Genomic DNA, 17,093 nt, shown 5'->3' with positions numbered 1-17,093 from the left:
TCAACGCCTTCGCCATCACCTTCGAAGGCCGCCTGAACCCGACCACCCGATAGAACTAATTCAAGATCGAGTTACACCGTTTACTGGACAGGCCCCTCATGCCGGCTCGCCCGAGCGGCGCGAACGTGTCTGGGCTCGCTCATCGCGCCGTATCTGCGGTGTGCTGTTTCGGGTTCGTTTCTTCCGCTTTCACGGTGTGGGTTTGTACCCGTATCTCGTCTTGGCCCTGCCTCGCTTCTCCAGCTTTGCACACCGGTCTGCGGTTATTCGGGAGGATGACGTCCCTCGCGAGGCATCGAGGGACAATCATCTGCCGCTTCGAGAGTCTCGGATCTTGGCCGTGGCCGTGGCCGTGGCCGTGGAAATTACACCCCTTGGCGGGATGTCATCTCTCGAGGCGCGCGTGCCGACCGATCGACGGCCAGCCGGGGGGAGAGGAATTCTTCCCGCAAGTGACGGCACTGGCCGATCCCGGCTGTGGTGGCGAATCCGACGTTCGCCGGACAGCCCCGGTTACCGCCGTGGGGGGCTCGGTGGGACATCGGTGTGGGCTGTTCGGGGGTTCACGGGTCGTCGGGGGATGGTGGGAGATCGTCATAGTCGGTTTGGTCTGAGGAGTACTGCCGTGGCGGGGCCGTTTCGTTGGCCTTCGGGTACGTACTCGACGGCGTTTTGCGGGTGCGCCAGCCCTTGTCCACTCTTTCGATGTAGCCTGCGGCGGCCAGGCCGCCCAGTGCGCTCAGGGCCGCGTCCAGGGAGACTCCTGCTGATACCGCGATGGAGGCGGGGCCTGCGGCGCCGCGTGTGGGGATGGCGTCGAGGACGCGGCTGGTCGTTTCGTTCAGCGTGTCTCGTGGGACGGCTGGACCGCGAGATTGGGGGGCCAGGTCGTCTCCTATCGCGCCGACTAGTTCGATCACTTCTTCGGGTGAGGTGACGCAGATGGCCTTGCGTTCGCGAAGCAGGCGGTGGCAGCCGGCCGACATGGTGGAGGTGATCGGGCCCGGTACGGCCGCCAGGTGGCGTTGGAGCGACAAGGCGTGACCGGCCGTGTTGAGGGCACCGCTGCGGAGTGCCGCCTCCACCACGACGGTGCCTCGGGACAGGGCGGCGATCAAGCGGTTCCTGATGAGGAAGCGCGCTCGGGTGGGGTGGACGCCGGGAGGGCACTCACTGACCACTACGCCCTGGTCGCGGGCGGCGGCGAACAGTTCGTGGTGTCCGGTCGGGTAGGTGACGTCGACGCCACAGGCCAGGACGACGACCGTGGGAGAGTCCGCGGCCAGCGAACCGCGGTGTGCCGCGCCGTCTATGCCGAATGCACCGCCAGAGACCACCGTCCAACCTGAGTCGCTGAATCCCACGGCGAACTGGGCCGCGACGTGCACGCCGTACGCCGTGGCAGCCCGTGCGCCGACGACGGCGACCGATCGCAGGCAGGAGAAGCGCAGGTCGGCCGAACCCTGGAGCCACAGGCCGAGGGGGCGGCGGGGTCCGAGCTGGTCCAGTTGAGTAGGCCATTCTGGACTGCCGGGGATGATGAACCTGGCTCCGCTTCGTTCGCCTTCGGCGAGGTCGGCCATGGGGTCGGCGGACGCCAGGCGGGCGTGCCAGGCGCGTAGTCGCTGGGTGAGGTCTGTTACGCGCCGCTCAGTGAGGGTTGCTCCGACTTGACGACCGGAGTCTGTGACGTGCCGTTGGGTGGGGTTTGAGATTCGGTGCTGAGTGAGGGTCGTTCCGCATTGCTCGTCGGGGTTCGTGATGTGCCCCTGGGCGGGGTCCTCTTTGTGCTGCTGGCTTGCGATCGGGAGCTGTCGCTGGTTGAGGTCTGCGATGTGGAGCGAAGTGAGTTCTGTGGCTTTTTGCCAGCTTTGGTCCGTTGGCTCTCGTTGCGTGAGGTCTGTGATGTGTTGGTCTTGGGTTTCCTGGGCGATGAAGTCGGGTGGGAGAGTTTCCGTGCGTACAGCGTCGATTGCTGCCTCAACCCCACAGCAGGCGATGAGACGGCCCATGGTGGGGTCCCCGGCGTCGGCTGCACGCATGAGGGCGGCTCTTGCCTCCACTTCCGCTCTCGTCATCGACGCTCCTGAGAGTTGGGGATCTTGGTGACCGGCGGTGGGGACGCCTTCATGACGGACGCGAACCGCATGGAGGAAAGGCGGATTTCGGAACTCCGGGGATGGCGGAGGCGGAGGTGGGCTCGGTAACGGAACTGGGCGCGGGAACGCGGTGCCAGCGGGGCGCTGGGACGCGGTGGTCGCTGCGGGGCGGATGGGGTGGTCACGTGTTCACCCCCAGCCACAGGGCGAGTGCTGTCGATGTTTCCGTGTATTCGGGGTGGGGTTTTCCTGCTAGGTCCGTAAGGGTCCATGCGACTCGTAGGACGCGATCGAGGCCGCGGGCGCTGAGGGTGCCCGAGTCCAGGGCGGTCGTCATGCACTTCATGGCGGCGTCTGAAGGGCGGTAGTCGGCGTGGAGGGCGGCGGACGGGATTTCGGCGTTCGTGCGCCAAGCGGTGCCGGCCAGGCGTTTGGCGGCTCGTTCGCGGGCTGCGAGTACGCGTTCGGCCACGGTTTTGCTTGGTTCGACGAACTGGCGGTCTGCCATGAGTTCGCGTCTGGACGTACGGGCGACTGTGACCTTCATGTCTATGCGGTCGAGAAGCGGGCCGGACAGTCTGGCCAGGTAGCGACGTCTCATCGTCGGGGAGCACTGGCAGTTCTCCCCCTGGTCCTGGGGCTGGGCGCAGGGGCATGGGTTGGCGGCCAGTACGAGCATGAAGCGGGCCGGGAAGGTGACGGAGCCTGCTGACCTGGACACCGTCACACGACCGGTCTCAAGGGGCTGGCGGAGGGAGTCGAGGATGTGGCGGGGGAACTCGGGGGCTTCGTCCATGAACAGGACTCCCCGGTGGGCGAGGGAGACTGCGCCGGGGCGTATGACGGTGCTGCCGCCGCCGACGATGGCCGCCGCCGTGGCGGTGTGGTGAGGGCTGACGAACGGCGGCCTGCTCAGCATCGGGCTGCTGGCCGGCAGGATGCCTGCCACCGAATGGATGGCCGTCACTTCGAGCGCGTGGTCGAGCTCCAGGTCGGGCAGGAGCGTGGGCAGGCGTTCGGCGAGCAGGGTCTTGCCTGTGCCGGGCGGGCCGAGCATCCAGATGTTGTGGCCTCCGGCGGCGCATATCTCGAGCGCTCGGCGGGCGACCGGCTGGCCGGCCACGTCGGACAGGTCGACCGTGGGCTGGATGGTCGGCGGCTGCGGCTCGGGGATGTCTTGGATGTACGGCTCTGGCAGGTCGTCTCCCCTTCGTAGCCATTCGACGAGCTGGCGCAGGTCGGCGAAGGGTGCCACCTTGACGTCGGGCACCAGTGCCGCTTCCGCCGAGTTGGCGGCGGGGATGACCACCGTGACGTCTCCGTGCTCGGCCGCGCCCAGCACCGACGGGAGAACGCCTCGTACAGGTCTCAGGCGTCCGTCGAGGCCGAGCTCACCGAGGAAGAACGGCTCTGCGACCCGGTCGGCGGGGACCACTCCGGCTGCGCCCAGTATTGCGATGGCTATAGCGAGATCGAACTGGCTGCCCCGCTTGGGGAGGCTTGCGGGGAAGAGGCTCACTGTGATGCGGGCGTCGGGCCAGGGGTAATGGCTGTTTACCATTGCTGACCTGACCCGTTCTCTGGCCTCGCTGAGCGCCGTGTCCGGGAGGCCGATGAGGTGGATCCCCGCCAGGCCGTTGCCCACGTCGGCTTCCACCTCGACGCTGCGGCCTTTGACGCCGACCAGGGCCACGCTGCGAGTTCTCGCTACTGCCATCTCAGATCGCCCCTCGTACGTGGCGCAGGGAGTAGTCGCCGGCGAAACGCTCCAGGGCGATCACGTCGACTCTGACCGTGTCGAAGGTGCGGGGTTGGGTTGTGAGCCACTTGGCGGCCAGCATGCGAAGCCTGGCCAGTTTGGCCCGCCCTACCGACTCCAGGGCTGTGCCGTGTGATCGGCTGGATCTGGTCTTGACCTCAACCACGACCAGGTTGGGGCCGTCTTCGGCGATGACGTCGATCTCGCCGTGACGGCAGCGCCAGTTGCGTTCGATGATGGTCATTCCTTCGGCTTCCAGGTAGTTGACGGCGAGTTGCTCGCCGTGTTTGCCGAGGTCGTTCCTCGCGGCCATGTGGCACCTCCGGGCCCTGACTTTCGCGTATCGGGGATGGGGCGGGCGGGCCGAGCGAGGTTCTGTGGATAGACCGGGGGTGTGGGCGTGGGGCTGTGGATAAGTCCGGGGTGGATCCGGGTGTTCGGCACCGCGCTGAGTGACCTGCACCGCACCGGGCGAGCTGCGCTGGGCGAGCCGGACGAAGGGCCGGACGGGCTACTTGATGCGAGACGCCGCCACGGGCGCGAGGTGCTGATCCTGCGAGGCGGTATTACGCCTGATCAGGGGCGCGGTCCGGGATGACGGCTGGTGACGGCGCCGACTGACGACCCCGGTGGTGGGTGAGGCCTCAAGGAGCGACTGTGGGCGGCCTCGTTGGGTGGCTGTGGGCCTAGTGGTGACCTGTGGGCCCAATTGCTGTGGGCCTAGTGGTGGCTGTGGGCTCGTCAGTGGCCCTGTGGAGGGTGGTCGGGGCGGCCTGGCAGATAGCTGTGGAAAGGGCCCCAGTGGTGGCTGTCGGTAAGCGGCGGGCGGGCTCGGTCAGCGGTCCTGGGCGTGGCTCAGTGGGATGTCGCGCGGAGAGGACCCCGTGAACCGTCTGTTGGAGAGCCGGGTAGTTGTCTGTGAGAGAGCCCGATGAATGGCCGTGGGTGGGCCCAGTGCGGGCCTTGGGAGGCTCGCCGGATGGCTACGAAGGGCCCAGCGGGCGACCGTGGATGACCGCGTGGGCGCAGGGACAGCCCCGGCGGGTGGTTGCGGAAGGGCAGTCCGGTGGGCGACTGCAGGCGGCGAGCAGCGGACGAGCCGTGGGGTCCAACGCGGGCAGATCGGCGGATGGGCCGGGCAGTGACCCAATGGGGTGGCCATGTGGGAACCCCATTGGGTGGCCGTGTGGGGCGGGCCGGCGGAAGGTCGAGCGGACGGGCGGGCAGGCGGGCGGTCGAGCGGGCCGGTGGATGGCCGCGAGTCGCGGCCCTTCACGGGTGGCGACTGACCGCAACCACCCGCCCCACCCAACAACCACCCGCAATAAACCCAGCCCCAGCAAACCAAGGGCCGGTCGGTCCTCAACGCCCTCCAAACAGCACCTACCCCGAGAAGCCCTCCTTCGGCATCTCCAGGTCGGCCTTGGCCAGTTCCTCGACGTTGACGTCCTTGAACGTAACCACCCGCACATTCTTCACAAACCGTGCAGGCCGGTACATATCCCAAACCCAAGCATCCTGCATCTTCACATCGAAGAACACGTCCCCGTTCTCCGCGGTCCGGACGTCGAGATCTACCGAGTTGGTCAGGTAGAAGCGCCGCTCCGTCTCCACGACATACGTAAACAGCCCGACGACATCGCGGTATTCGCGGTAAAGCTGCAGCTCCATCTCGGTTTCGTACTTTTCGAGATCCTCTGCGCTCATCGCGGTCCTCCTGTCGTACCGGTCTCCCGGTTCGCCTGGTCAGGCAACCCCGGCCCCCATTTCATTTTCCCCCATCTCCCTGGCCACCGTGACGAACGAGTAACGGTGGTGGGAGCAAGGGCCGTTCGTCTCCAGAGCCAGTCTGTGTCCTGGAGTGACGTACCCCTTGTGCTCGGCGAAGCCGTAGCCCGGGAACTCGGCGTCCAGCGCGACCATCATGCGGTCCCTGGTCACCTTGGCCACGATCGAGGCCGCGGCCACGCACGCGGCCACCTGGTCCCCCTTCCACACCGCCAGCGAGGGCGCGGGCAGGCCCGGGACGGGGAAGCCGTCCGTGAGGATGTACCCCGGGACACAGGTCAACCGTGCGACGGCTCGCCGCATTCCGGCCACGTTGCTCTTGTGCAGCCCCCGCGCGTCGATCTCCGCCGGGGGGATGACGACCACCCCGACGTGCGCCGAATCCATGATCAGGTCATAGAGCCGTTCTCGTACGGCCGGCACCAGCAGTTTCGAGTCGTTCAGCCCCTCGATCGGCCTGCGCAGGATGGCCGCGGCGACCACCAGCGGACCCGCACAGGCCCCCCGGCCCGCTTCGTCGACCCCGGCGATCGGGGTCAGGCCACGGCGGGCCAGGGCCCGCTCATAGGCATAGAGCCCGGAATCACGCCGGACAACGCTGGGCCGAGGGCGGAACGCAACTGTCATGACAAGAGGCAGCGTACGCCCCAATCGCCGCAAACCGCGACCGGAAGGCGGCTCTACTTGACCTTGTCGAAAGTGTCAGGACGCATGAAGATCAGGCCTCGCGACAGCGGCCAGTAGCGCATGACCGCCTTTCCGATCACCGCGTCCTCAGAGATGAACCCGCCCCCTGGCTCCTCGACGTGGCTGCGCGAGTCCGCCGAGGCGCTGCGGTGGTCTCCCATCAGCCACAACTTGCCGGGCGGCACGGTGTACTTGAACGTGTCACCCGAAGGGAAGTCGCCTGGATAGAGGTAGGACGTCTCGTCCAGCGGCGTGCCGTTGACCGTCACCCGCTTCTTGGCGTCGCAGCAGGCCACCTTGTCGCCACCGATGCCGATGACCCGCTTGATGGTGTCCTCGCCGGTGTTCCAGCCCTTGAAGACGATGATGTCGCCGCGCTCGGGCTTGCCCGAGAGCTTGTTGACGAACACCCGGTCGTTGATCAGCAGGGTGTTCTCCATCGACTCCGACGGGATGTAGAACGAGCCGACGACGAAGGTGTGCAGCAGCAGCGCGATGCCGACGCCGAGGATCAGCAGGAGGATTGTTTCGCGGAAACCGCCCTTTTTCTTCTTCTCCACCGCCGCCGCCTTCTTGGTGAAGGACATCAGCGCCTCCTGCTTCGGCGGCGCCGACGGATCAGCACCAAGGGGAAGGCTCCCGCGAACCCGGCGACCAGCGGGACGGAGGAGTCGCCCAGCGCCTGCAACGCCGGCTGCCCGAACGTGTCGGGGATGGACAGCGTGGTCGCCCTGTTGAACGGCCACACGATGACGAACGCCCGCCCGACCACCTGGCCCACGGGGATCGAGCCGCCACCCGGATCACCCGTGTGCGAGCGCGAGTCGAGCGACACCGAGCGGTGGTCGCCCATCACCCACAGCCGCCCCTCGGGCACCGTGATGTCGAAGAACTTGTCGGAGGGCACGTTGCCCGGATAGAGATAGGTGCCCTCGTCGATCGCCACGCCGTTGACCGTGATGCGCTGCTTGGAGTCGCAGCACTTGACGTGGTCGCCGCCGACGCCGATGACCCGCTTGATGTAGTCCTTCTCGCCGGGCACCACGCCGAACGCGGTGCCGACCCAGCGGAAGAACCCCGCGACCGGGTTGGACGGCTCCTCCATCTCGAACTCGCCGTCCCACGAGTCGACGCCTGAGAACACCACCACGTCGCCGCGCTCGATGTCGCGCGTGTGGTAGACGATCTTGTTGACCAGGACCCGGTCGTTCTTCAGGAGAGTGTTCTCCATCGACTCCGACGGGATGTAGAAGGCCTGGATCACGAACGTCTTGATGATCAGGGCCAGCACCAGCGCCACGACGACCAGGACGGGAAGTTCTTTCCAGAACGATCCTTTTTTGTCCTTCTTGTCGCCCTTTGCTGGCTTCTCAGTCTCTTCGGCGACCACGTCCACCTCGTCCTTGACAGGGCGGCGCGGCGCGCCGTGCTCCTGGCTCTCGCTAGTCATCGCTGACGAGCCTAGATGATGCATCGGCTCGACAAGTCTCGACCGACGTTACACCCGCGCCCGAGTCGCTCCACATAAAAGAAATGCCCCTGCAAAGCCGAATGGCCCGCGCAGGACGCGGGCCATTCGGAAAGGTCTGTGTCACTTGGCGGGTACGGCCTCGCGCTTCTCGCGGATGCGGGCGGCCTTGCCGCGCAGATCGCGCATGTAGTAAAGCTTGGCGCGGCGCACGTCACCACGGGTCACGAGCACGATCTTCTCGATGATCGGGCTGTGCACGGGGAAGGTCCGCTCGACGCCGACGCTGTAGCTGACCTTGCGGACCGTGAAGGTCTCGCGGGCGCCGCTGCCCTGCCTGCGCAGCACGAAGCCCTTGAAGACCTGGACGCGGGAGCGGTTTCCTTCAACGACGCGGACGTGAACCTCGAGCGTGTCACCGGGGCGGAAGTCCGGCACGTCTCCGCGCAGGGTCGCCTTCTCGAGCTCCTGGATCTTCGTGTGCATGAGAGCTGTCCTCAAGTCCTCGCGAGCACGCGGAGGTCCACCCGGCCTGAGCTCGTGGCGGACGCGCCTGCTGATTCGATGAACCCGGGACTGTCCCCGGGCATGGCAGACCAACCACATGATGGTCGGTAGCGCTTCAGTTTGCCATATCTTCCGGCTGGAAGCGAAACGAGAGCTCCTCCAGCAGCCGCCGGTCGTGCTTGTCGAGCGTCTCGGGATCGAGCGCCGAGGCCAGCTCGGGCCGGTTGGCGACGGTACGGCGGAGCGCCTCGTCACGCCGCCACCGCGCGACCTTCCCGTGATGCCCGGACAGGAGTACGGGCGGCACCTCGTGCCCCCGCCAGACCGGCGGCTTGGTGAAGACCGGCCCTTCGACGAGGTTGCGCATGGCCCCCGGCGCGAAGGAGTCGTCGACGGCCGAATGGGCGTTGCCGAGCACGCCGGGCAGCAGCCGGCCGATGGCCTCCACCATCACCAGCGTCGCGACCTCGCCTCCGGCCAGCACGTAGTCGCCGATGCTGATCTCGTCGACGCGCAGGCGCGTGCCGTACTCGGTCATGACACGCGAGTCGATGCCCTCGTAGCGCCCGCACGCGAACAGCAGCCAGGGCTCGGCCGCGAGCTCCTGGGCGAGCTCCTGGGTGAACGGCCGCCCGCTCGGCGTCGGGACGATCAGGCGCGGCGAGCCGCCCTCGGTCACCGCGTCGATGGCCTCGCCCCACACCTCGGGCTTCATGACCATGCCGGGGCCGCCGCCGTAGGGGGTGTCGTCGACGGTCTTGTGCACGTCGTGGGCCCAGTCGCGGAGCTGGTGCACCCGCACGTCGAGGGTGCCGCGCTCGCGGGCCTTGCCGATCAGGGAGACGTCGAGCGGCGCGAAGTATTCAGGGAAGATCGAGACGATGTCGAGCCGCATCAGAGCAGCCCTTCGGGCGGGTCGACGACGAGCCGGCCGCCCTCCACATCGACCTCGGGCACCAGCGCCCTGACGAACGGGATGAGCACGTCGTCCTGCCCGCTTCGCCGGACGACCAGGAGGTCCTGGCCGTGGTGGAGCACGTCGGCGACCTCGCCGACGGCCTCGCCCGAGGCGGTCACGACCGTGAGCCCGATGAGCTGGTGATCGTGGAACTCGTCGGGGTCCTCAGAGGGCGTCACCTCGGCGGAGTCGATGACCAGCATCGTGCCGCGGAGCTCTTCGGCGGCGTCGCGTGCCCTTACCCCGGCGAAGGTGATGAGCAGCGCGCCTTTGTGCCAGCGGCGGCTCTCGATGACGAGCGGCCCCCGGTCGGCGGGATCGGTGGCGATGGCGGCGCCGACGACGAAGCGGAGCTCGGGATCGTCGGTGCGCACCTCCACGGTCACGTCGCCGCGTACTCCGTGCGGGCGGCCTATCCGGCCGACGACCAACTGCACCTGAACCTACCTTTTCTAACGCAAGCGCCCCCATCGGCAAGAACCGATGAGGGCGCGGGAACCTGACGCTAACGGACGGCTTCGTCCAGGTCGAGCAGATCGACCCGGACGTACTTCCCGTCGGCCAGGGCATTCACGACAGTGCGCAGCGCCTTCGCGGTGCGCCCGCCGCGACCGATGACCTTACCCAGGTCCTCGGGGTGCACCCGGACCTCCAGGACGCGCCCGCTGCGAATGCGGCGTGCGCGGACCCGGACATCGTCTGGATGTTCGACGATGCCCTTAACGAGGTGCTCGAGAGCCTCCTCGAGCACTTCAGGCCTCGCCCTCTGCCTTGGTCTCGACGGGAGCGGCCGAAGCCGCCGGAGCGGCCGGAGCGGCCGGAGCGGCCTCGGTCGCCTCGTCCTTCTTGCGAGCCTTACGCGGCGTGGTGGCGGCCGTGCCGGTGTCGCCACCGGACAGCGCCTCCTTGGCCGCGGCCTCGTAGATGGCGTGACGGTCGGGCGCCGGCTCGGCGAACTTCATCGGCGCAGGGGCAGGCTCGCCCTTGAACTTCTGCCAGTCACCGGTCAGCTTGAGCAGCTTGAGCACCGGCTCGGTCGGCTGCGCGCCGACACCGAGCCAGTAGGCCGCGCGCTCGGCGTTGACCTGGATAACCGAAGGGTCTTCCTTCGGGCGGTACACGCCGATCTCTTCGATCGCCCGGCCGTCACGCTTGGTGCGGCTGTCGGCGACGACGATGCGGTACTGAGCGTTGCGGATCATACCGAGACGCTTGAGCTTGATCTTGACTGCCACGGGTGTGGTCTCTCCTGCATTCGAGCGTGGGTGAACGGCATCTCATCGAGTGGGGCACGATGGGAGTCCGCTCCAGGGACAGGCATGACCGGCGGGAGGTGAGAGGGCACCCACCTGGCCACGATGTTCCAACATGTCATTGTGCCAGACGCGCGGCACTGCACACGACCCACAGACGCGGGTCGCCGTATTCGCAAAACCGAAAATATCCGGGAAGTTGCTACTTATCGCCCGGGAGATTGAACTTGCTGGGGTCGAAGCCCGGCGGCAGTTCCATGCCTGGAGGCAGCTTCCCGCCCAGGTTGCCGAGCAGACCGCCCTTGGACGGCTGCGGCTCGGCGGGCGCCGAATCCGCCTTGCCCAGAGCGGCCTTACGCGGGTCGCCGCTCACGCGCCGCCCCTTGCTCTTCTTCTGAACCTTGGCCGCCTTGCCCCGGCCGCCCGGCATGCCAGGGATGCCCATGCCCCCCGCCATCCGCTTCATCATCTTCTGGGCGTCGTAGAACCGCGTCACCAGGTTGTTGACGGCGCTCACCGTCACACCGGAACCGGCGGCGATGCGGGCCCGGCGGGAGCCATTGATGATCTTCGGGTCCTGGCGCTCGCCCGGCGTCATCGAGCGGATGATGGCCGCGATGCGGTCGAGGTCGCGGTCGTCGATGGAGTTGAGCTGGTCGCGCATCTGCCCCATGCCGGGCATCATGCCGAGCAGGTTCTTGATCGGCCCCATCTTCTGGACCATCATCATCTGCTCGAGGAAGTCTTCGAGCGTGAAGCTCTCGCCCGAGGTCAGCTTGCCCGCCATCTTGGCGGCCTGGTCCTCGTCGAACGTCTTCTGGGCCTGCTCGATCAGGGTGAGGATGTCGCCCATGTCGAGGATGCGGGACGCCATCCGGTCAGGATGGAAGGCGTCGAAGTCCTCGAGCTTCTCACCGGTCGACGCGAACATGATCGGCCGGCCGGTGATGTGCCTGACCGACAGCGCGGCGCCGCCGCGGGCGTCGCCGTCGAGCTTGGTGAGCACCACCCCGTCGAAGCCGACGCCGTCCATGAACGCCTGGGCCGTGGTCACGGCGTCCTGGCCGATCATGGCGTCGACCACGAACAGGACCTCGTCGGGCGAGACCGCGTCGCGGATGTCGGCGGCCTGCCGCATCATCTCCTGGTCGATGCCCAGGCGGCCGGCGGTGTCGATGATGACGACGTCGTGCTGCGCGCGCTTGGCCTCGTCGATCGAGCGGCGGGCGACCTCGACCGGGTCGCCGACGCCGCTGCCGGGCTCGGGCGCGTAGACGACCACCTGCGCGCGCTCGCCCACGACCTGGAGCTGCTGCACGGCATTGGGACGCTGGAGGTCCGCGGCCACCAGCAAGGGCGCGTGGCCCTGCTCGCGCAGCCACCTGGCGAGCTTGCCCGCCAGTGTGGTCTTACCGGCGCCCTGCAGGCCCGCGAGCATGATGACGGTCGGCGGCGTCTTGGCGTAGCGGAGCCGGCGCGTCTCCCCACCGAGGATCTCGATCAGCTCGTCGTTGACGATCTTGACGACCTGCTGCGCCGGGTTGAGCGCCTGGGAGACCTCGATGCCGCGGGCGCGCTCCTTGACCTGCGCGACGAACGCCTTGACCACCGGGAGTGCGACATCGGCCTCAAGCAGCGCGATGCGGATCTCGCGGGTGGTGGCGTCGATGTCGGCCTCGGACAGCCGACCCTTGGAACGGAGGGAGGAGAAGACCGATGTCAGCCGGTCGGAAAGCGTCTCGAACACGTGGTAGGCCAGTCCTCGAAGCGAATGTTGGTCTAATGGTTCAGCCTATCCGCTCCGGCAGCCCTTCCAGCCTGGCGCGGCCATCCGGTCTGTCAGCATGCCCCAGACGACGACATCCCGGACGGCAGCCTGCCAGGCGGCAGGCGAGGTCAGCTACCGCTCCAGCCCGGCACCGCCATCCGGACCGTCAGCGCGTGCTCGACCAGGTTGATCAGCGCGCTCTTCACCGAGTCCTTCGACCGGGCGTCCAGCCGAACCAGCGGGATGTGCGGCGCCAGTGTGAGAGCGTCGCGCACCTCCGCGTCACTGTGCGGGTACGACCCGTCCCACCCGTTCACGCCCACCACGAACGGCAGTTGCGCCTCTTCGAAGTAGTCGATCGCGGGGAAGCTGTCGGCCAGCCGCCGCGTGTCCACCAGCACCACCGCGCCGATCGCGCCGCGCACCAGGTCGTCCCACATGAACCAGAACCGGTGCTGTCCGGGCGTGCCGAACAAGTAGAGGATCAGGTCACGGTCGAGCGAGACCCGGCCGAAGTCCATGGCCACGGTGGTCGTGGACTTCAGCGGCGTCATGCCGAGGTCGTCGATGCCCGCCGAGGCGTCCGTCATGACGGCCTCGGTGGTCAGCGGCATGATCTCCGACACCGCGCCGACGAACGTCGTCTTGCCCACTCCGAAGCCACCGGCCACCACGATCTTCGTCGAGGTGAGGCCGGGGCTAGAGCCTGCGAAGTCCACTGAGCACCCTTTCGAGCAGGTTTACGTCTGGACGTCCGGACTCCAGCGCTGGCTGGTGTACGCGTACCAGACCTTCGGCCGCCATATCGGCGATCAGCACGCGCACCACGCCGAGCGGGATCCGCAACAGGGCCGACACCTCGGCCACCGACCGGACCTGCCGACAGAGCTGGCTGATCGCCTGATACTCCGGCGTGATGTGGGAGAACTCCCGGTGCTCGGCCGTCGCGGACGAGACCAGGGCCTCCATGGCCAGCTTGACCCGGGGCGCGGTCCGTCCTCCCGTCACAGCGTAAGGACGGACCGGCGACGCGGGATCTGAACTCAGCTGCGGCTGGGGATGGGGTTGGGGCTCCCAGCCGCCACTGTTCCACCTTGGGTCCGTCACCTACATCACCTGGTCTGGCTGGCGCGCAGCTCAGCGCGCACCGCCGGAGTAAGTACCTGACCGGCACGATCGACCATGAGCGTCATTTGGTACGCGACCAGCCCCATATCGCAGTCAGGGGCCGCTAGAACTGCCAGACAGGAGCCGTCGCTGATCGACATGATCAGCATCAGCCCGCGTTGCATCTCGACGATGGTCTGGTTGACCGCACCGCCCTCGAAGACCCTGGCCGCTCCCTGCGTCAGGCTGACCAGCCCGGACGCGATCGCGGCCAGTTGATCAGCCCGGTCTACGGGGAAGCCCGAAGAGGCCGCGAGCGGCAGACCATCGGACGAGACGACGACCGCGTGGGCGACGCCTGGAACGGTACTGACGAAGTCGGTTATCAGCCAGTCGACTCCGCGTGCCGCGTGGCTCAGATCGTTCATGCGCCCTCCTCTCTGCTATCAACAGGCCTCGAGCCGGCGGGGTACGCCCTTCCCTCCGTGATGTCGTCACGTGCCGCGCGGAAGCCCTGCTGGAAGCTGGACAGGCGGCTGCGGACGCGGTCAGGCGAGACAGAGGGCATCGGGGTGACGCCCTTCGGCGCGGAGGCGGTGTCGGCGGAGCCCGGCACGAGGTTCGCCTTGGGCACCCGCTTGGGCAGCCCGGAGGCCGTCGCGCCGTCACGCACCGGCTCGACCACGGCCTCCGCGGCGCTCCAGCCGGCATCGGCCTTGGAGGAACCCCAGCTCGCGCCGCTTTCACCATGCTCGAACCAGGCCGACTCCACCGAGGCGAAGATCGGCAGGTACTCGTCGCCCGACGACGCCGGCTTCACCACCGGGATGGGACCGGTGGCCGCCGCCTCCGTCTCCGGGAAGTCGTACCTCGGTCTGGGCGGCGGGCTCGAGTCCACTCCCCTGTCGCCGAAGCTCCAGTTCTGTGGCGGCTGGAACGGCGGCTGGTCACTGGGCCGCTTCGGCAGGCCGTTGTCGCCGGACCAGTTACCACCGCCGCCGCCACCGCCCTGGCCTCGCGACGGCACCCAGACGTCGGCGGTGTCGTAGCCGCCGCTGCTGGCACGCGGGTCGGCGGGCCAGCCGTTGACGTCGGACGGCCACTGGGGCATGGACGGCCAGGCGCCCCCCGCGGACTCCGGGTTGGACGGGTAGGACGGATGTCCCGGACCCATCTGGTAGCCGCCGCCCTGCCACTGCGGAGGAGCGACGGGAGCGACGGGAGCCGGCGCGGCGGGGGCCGCGTAGGTCTCCTCGCGCACGGGCATGGCGCCCTGCGTGCCGGCGTAGGCCGGGGACTGACTGCCGAGCAGGCTCTCGGGCACCAGCACCATGGCGGTCAGACCGCCGGAGCCGTGCGGGCGCAGTTGCACCCGGATGCCGTGCCGGTGCGCCAGCCTGGCGACCACGAACAGGCCCATGCGGCGCGACACCGAGACGTCCACGATGGGCGCGTCGGTGAGGCGGTCGTTGGCCCCGGCCAGTTCGTCCTGGGTCATGCCGATGCCGGAGTCGGTGATCGACAGCATGACGCCGCCGCCGTCGATCCGACTGCCGGAGACCGTCACGCGGGTCTCGCGCGGCGAGAACGACAGCGCGTTCTCCACCAGCTCGGCGAGCAGGTGGATGACGTCGTTGACGGCCTGACCGGCGACGGACACGCCGTCGGGAACCTGGAGGACGACCCGCTCGTAGTTCTCGACCTCCGACAGGGAGGCGCGGGCCACGTCGACCAGCTTGACCGGCTGGCTCCAGCGACGCGGCGGGTCCTGACCGGCCAGAACCAGGAGGTTCTCGCTGTTGCGGCGCATACGGGTGGCCAGGTGGTCCAGCTTGAACAGGTTCGCCAGCCGGCTCTCGTCCTGCTCGCCCTGCTCCAGACCGTCGATCAGGGTGATCTGCCGCTCGACCAGCGTCTGGCTTCTGCGGGAGAGGTTGACGAACATCGCGTTGACGTTGCTACGGAGTCTGGACTCCTCACCGGCCAGCCGTACGGCTTCGCGGTGTACCTCGTCGAACGCCCGCGCGACTTCCCCGATCTCGTCCTCGGACATGACGCCGATCGGCTCGACCTCCGGTGGGCCGGTCGCCTCGGACTCGCGCAGCTTCTGGACCGTCTCCGGCAGGCGGCGGCCGGCGATGAACAGCGCCTCCCTGCGCAGCCGGCGCAGCGGGCCGCTGAGCGAGCGCGCCATGAGCGAGGTGACCACCAGTACCAGGATGAGCAGGATGGCGATCGCGATCGCGATGATCATCGCGCCTTGCTGCTCCTGGCCCTGCAGGGTCCGGCTGCGCAGCAGGATCGAGTCGGAGACCTGCTGCTCGACCTTGCGCATGCCGTCGATCGTCTTGCTGACGGCGTCGAACCAGGTCTGGCCGTTGCGCTGGAGACCGAGGGCCGGGTCGACCAGAAGCGCACCCGAGTCCTGCAGGAACAGGGCGCGGGCCTGGATCAGCTCGGCCTTGTCGACGGCCTGGCCGCTGACGATGTCGTCGTACGCCTGGCGGATGTTCAGCGGCACCTGGGCCCTGAACGTCGCCAGCTCGCTGTTGCGCTGGGCGCGAGCGGCGATGAAGGAATCGAGGTCCTCCTTGCTGAACCGCTTGGCGGCCAGCGCGGCCGAGAGGAGCGCGCGCTGCTTGGAGACGAACTGCTTGGCCCTGGACAGAGCGGCGAAGCCGGAGACGCTGTCAGCGAGCTCCTTGTCAGCGGCACCCTGGTCGATGTTGTCGTTGAGCGCGATGAAGTCGGAGATGCTCCGGTCGTACAGGTCGATGACCGAGCTGACGTTCAGCTGCGAGTCCACCGACGCCTTGCGTGACTGGTCGATCTCGTCCAGACGGTTCTTGATGCGAACGGCCTCGGCGCGCTGCGGGCTGTCGGACGTGGCGAGCGCGTCGACGCCGGCGCGCACCCCGTCACGAACCTTGTTGACGATGACGTACTGCTCGCTGACTTTGGCCTTGCCGGCCGCCGGGCGGCCGAGGGCGACAAAGCTGGCGGTGAGGTCACGTTCGTGCTCGACCTCGTCGGCGAGCTCAGTGAGCTGGCTCGCCAGGATGGCGACGTCGTTGACTCTCTCGTACTCGGTGGCGCTGCTGATCGAGGTGGCTACGCGGAAGCCGCCCAGGACCAGGGCCGCCAAGGTGGGAATGACGACCAGAACGAGCAGCTTCGAGCGCACGCGCCAGTTGCGCAGCGCGAAGCCACCCGTCTTCTTCGCACGCCCGGCCCGTGCTTTGGGCTTTGACTTGGCGTGAAGCGCCGCAGGAGCGGGCGCTTCAGCAGTTAAGCCGGGATCCCCACCTGCTGGGGGGAATGCGTTCCTCACTGGCCTCCGCAACCTCTCCTCTGATGGTCTGGTGCAAGAGGATCACGTCATGCATTGTGTTTGCCGTGTGACGCCGACGCACCCATGGGGCGAGAGCTTATTTGAGCACAACAACAGGAGATCGGCCAATACCGCAAAGGTCGCAGTCAACCTATCTCTTCGCAAAACGTACCAAACCGGACATTCACCACATGTTCCTGGTGGACGCCCGGGTCTCACTCCGTCGATTCGGACAATCATCTCAAACCTACATGGTGATCATCATTTCCACATATATATTGTTAATTTCCAGAATCGGGGGACCATGCGCAAGAGTTAGCTGCGCTAGGGTGCGACCGTCGTCGATCACCCCCCGTTCGAAGGAGACG

Annotated in this window: 17 protein-coding genes; all 17 read right to left on the bottom strand. The window is 67.6% G+C overall.

Annotated elements, in window-relative coordinates; genetic code table 11:
- Positions 1-563: 563 nt before the first annotated feature.
- Complete coding sequence (dprA, locus tag AB0F17_RS39670) at positions 564-1,583, bottom strand: DNA-processing protein DprA (protein ID WP_358033871.1); 1,020 nt, start codon at positions 1,581-1,583, stop codon at positions 564-566.
- 697 nt (positions 1,584-2,280) lie between these two features.
- On the bottom strand, positions 2,281-3,816 hold the full coding sequence (locus AB0F17_RS39665; RefSeq protein WP_358033868.1) for a YifB family Mg chelatase-like AAA ATPase: 1,536 nt from the start codon (positions 3,814-3,816) through the stop codon (positions 2,281-2,283).
- Position 3,817: 1 nt separating this feature from the next.
- The gene (locus tag AB0F17_RS39660) at positions 3,818-4,171 is read right to left on the bottom strand and encodes a YraN family protein (RefSeq protein ID WP_358033865.1); all 354 of its coding nucleotides are present in this window, start codon (positions 4,169-4,171) and stop codon (positions 3,818-3,820) included.
- A 1,070-nt stretch (positions 4,172-5,241) separates the two neighbouring features.
- Positions 5,242-5,565 (bottom strand): DUF2469 domain-containing protein, encoded by a 324-nt coding sequence (locus AB0F17_RS39655; protein WP_026215037.1) that lies wholly within the window; start codon positions 5,563-5,565, stop codon positions 5,242-5,244.
- 39 nt (positions 5,566-5,604) lie between these two features.
- Entirely contained in the window at positions 5,605-6,273 is a 669-nt protein-coding gene (locus tag AB0F17_RS39650) for a ribonuclease HII (RefSeq protein ID WP_358033862.1), read from the bottom strand.
- 53 nt (positions 6,274-6,326) lie between these two features.
- Positions 6,327-6,920 carry a signal peptidase I gene (gene lepB, locus AB0F17_RS39645; protein WP_358033859.1) on the bottom strand — a complete coding sequence of 198 codons (594 nt, stop codon included), beginning with the start codon at positions 6,918-6,920 and terminating at the stop codon, positions 6,327-6,329.
- A complete protein-coding gene (gene lepB, locus AB0F17_RS39640) occupies positions 6,920-7,783 on the bottom strand; it encodes a signal peptidase I (RefSeq protein ID WP_358033857.1) in 864 nt (287 codons plus the stop codon). The genes lepB (AB0F17_RS39645) and lepB (AB0F17_RS39640) overlap by 1 nt, the downstream gene beginning before the upstream one ends.
- Before the next feature lie 141 nt (positions 7,784-7,924).
- Positions 7,925-8,287, bottom strand: a complete 363-nt coding sequence (rplS, locus tag AB0F17_RS39635; RefSeq protein ID WP_214641562.1) for a 50S ribosomal protein L19 — start codon at positions 8,285-8,287, stop codon at positions 7,925-7,927.
- A 136-nt stretch (positions 8,288-8,423) separates the two neighbouring features.
- Positions 8,424-9,203, bottom strand: coding sequence for a tRNA (guanosine(37)-N1)-methyltransferase TrmD (trmD, locus tag AB0F17_RS39630; RefSeq protein ID WP_358033854.1), 780 nt, complete (start codon positions 9,201-9,203; stop codon positions 8,424-8,426).
- The gene (gene rimM / locus AB0F17_RS39625; RefSeq protein WP_358033851.1) at positions 9,203-9,703 is read right to left on the bottom strand and encodes a ribosome maturation factor RimM; all 501 of its coding nucleotides are present in this window, start codon (positions 9,701-9,703) and stop codon (positions 9,203-9,205) included. The genes trmD and rimM overlap by 1 nt, the downstream gene beginning before the upstream one ends.
- Positions 9,704-9,771: 68 nt before the next feature.
- A complete protein-coding gene (locus AB0F17_RS39620; RefSeq protein ID WP_020546537.1) occupies positions 9,772-10,017 on the bottom strand; it encodes an RNA-binding protein in 246 nt (81 codons plus the stop codon).
- A 1-nt stretch (position 10,018) separates the two neighbouring features.
- Positions 10,019-10,501: a 30S ribosomal protein S16 gene (gene rpsP, locus AB0F17_RS39615; RefSeq protein WP_358033849.1), complete on the bottom strand. Its 483-nt coding sequence runs from the start codon at positions 10,499-10,501 to the stop codon at positions 10,019-10,021.
- Positions 10,502-10,721: 220 nt separating this feature from the next.
- The gene (gene ffh / locus AB0F17_RS39610) at positions 10,722-12,266 is read right to left on the bottom strand and encodes a signal recognition particle protein (RefSeq protein WP_358033845.1); all 1,545 of its coding nucleotides are present in this window, start codon (positions 12,264-12,266) and stop codon (positions 10,722-10,724) included.
- 149 nt (positions 12,267-12,415) lie between these two features.
- The gene (locus AB0F17_RS39605) at positions 12,416-13,006 is read right to left on the bottom strand and encodes an ATP/GTP-binding protein (protein WP_214641567.1); all 591 of its coding nucleotides are present in this window, start codon (positions 13,004-13,006) and stop codon (positions 12,416-12,418) included.
- Positions 12,987-13,334 carry a DUF742 domain-containing protein gene (locus AB0F17_RS39600; RefSeq protein WP_214641717.1) on the bottom strand — a complete coding sequence of 116 codons (348 nt, stop codon included), beginning with the start codon at positions 13,332-13,334 and terminating at the stop codon, positions 12,987-12,989. The genes AB0F17_RS39605 and AB0F17_RS39600 overlap by 20 nt, the downstream gene beginning before the upstream one ends.
- A 65-nt stretch (positions 13,335-13,399) precedes the next feature.
- The gene (locus AB0F17_RS39595; RefSeq protein WP_214641568.1) at positions 13,400-13,822 is read right to left on the bottom strand and encodes a roadblock/LC7 domain-containing protein; all 423 of its coding nucleotides are present in this window, start codon (positions 13,820-13,822) and stop codon (positions 13,400-13,402) included.
- Entirely contained in the window at positions 13,819-16,578 is a 2,760-nt protein-coding gene (locus AB0F17_RS39590; protein ID WP_358033842.1) for a nitrate- and nitrite sensing domain-containing protein, read from the bottom strand. Before AB0F17_RS39590 ends, AB0F17_RS39595 begins: the two co-directional genes overlap by 4 nt.
- Positions 16,579-17,093 lie beyond the last annotated feature (515 nt).

The sequence above is a fragment of the Nonomuraea sp. NPDC026600 genome (assembly GCF_040638335.1).
Classification (GTDB): Bacteria; Actinomycetota; Actinomycetes; order Streptosporangiales; family Streptosporangiaceae; genus Nonomuraea.
This window is presented reverse-complemented; position numbering and strand designations above follow the sequence as displayed.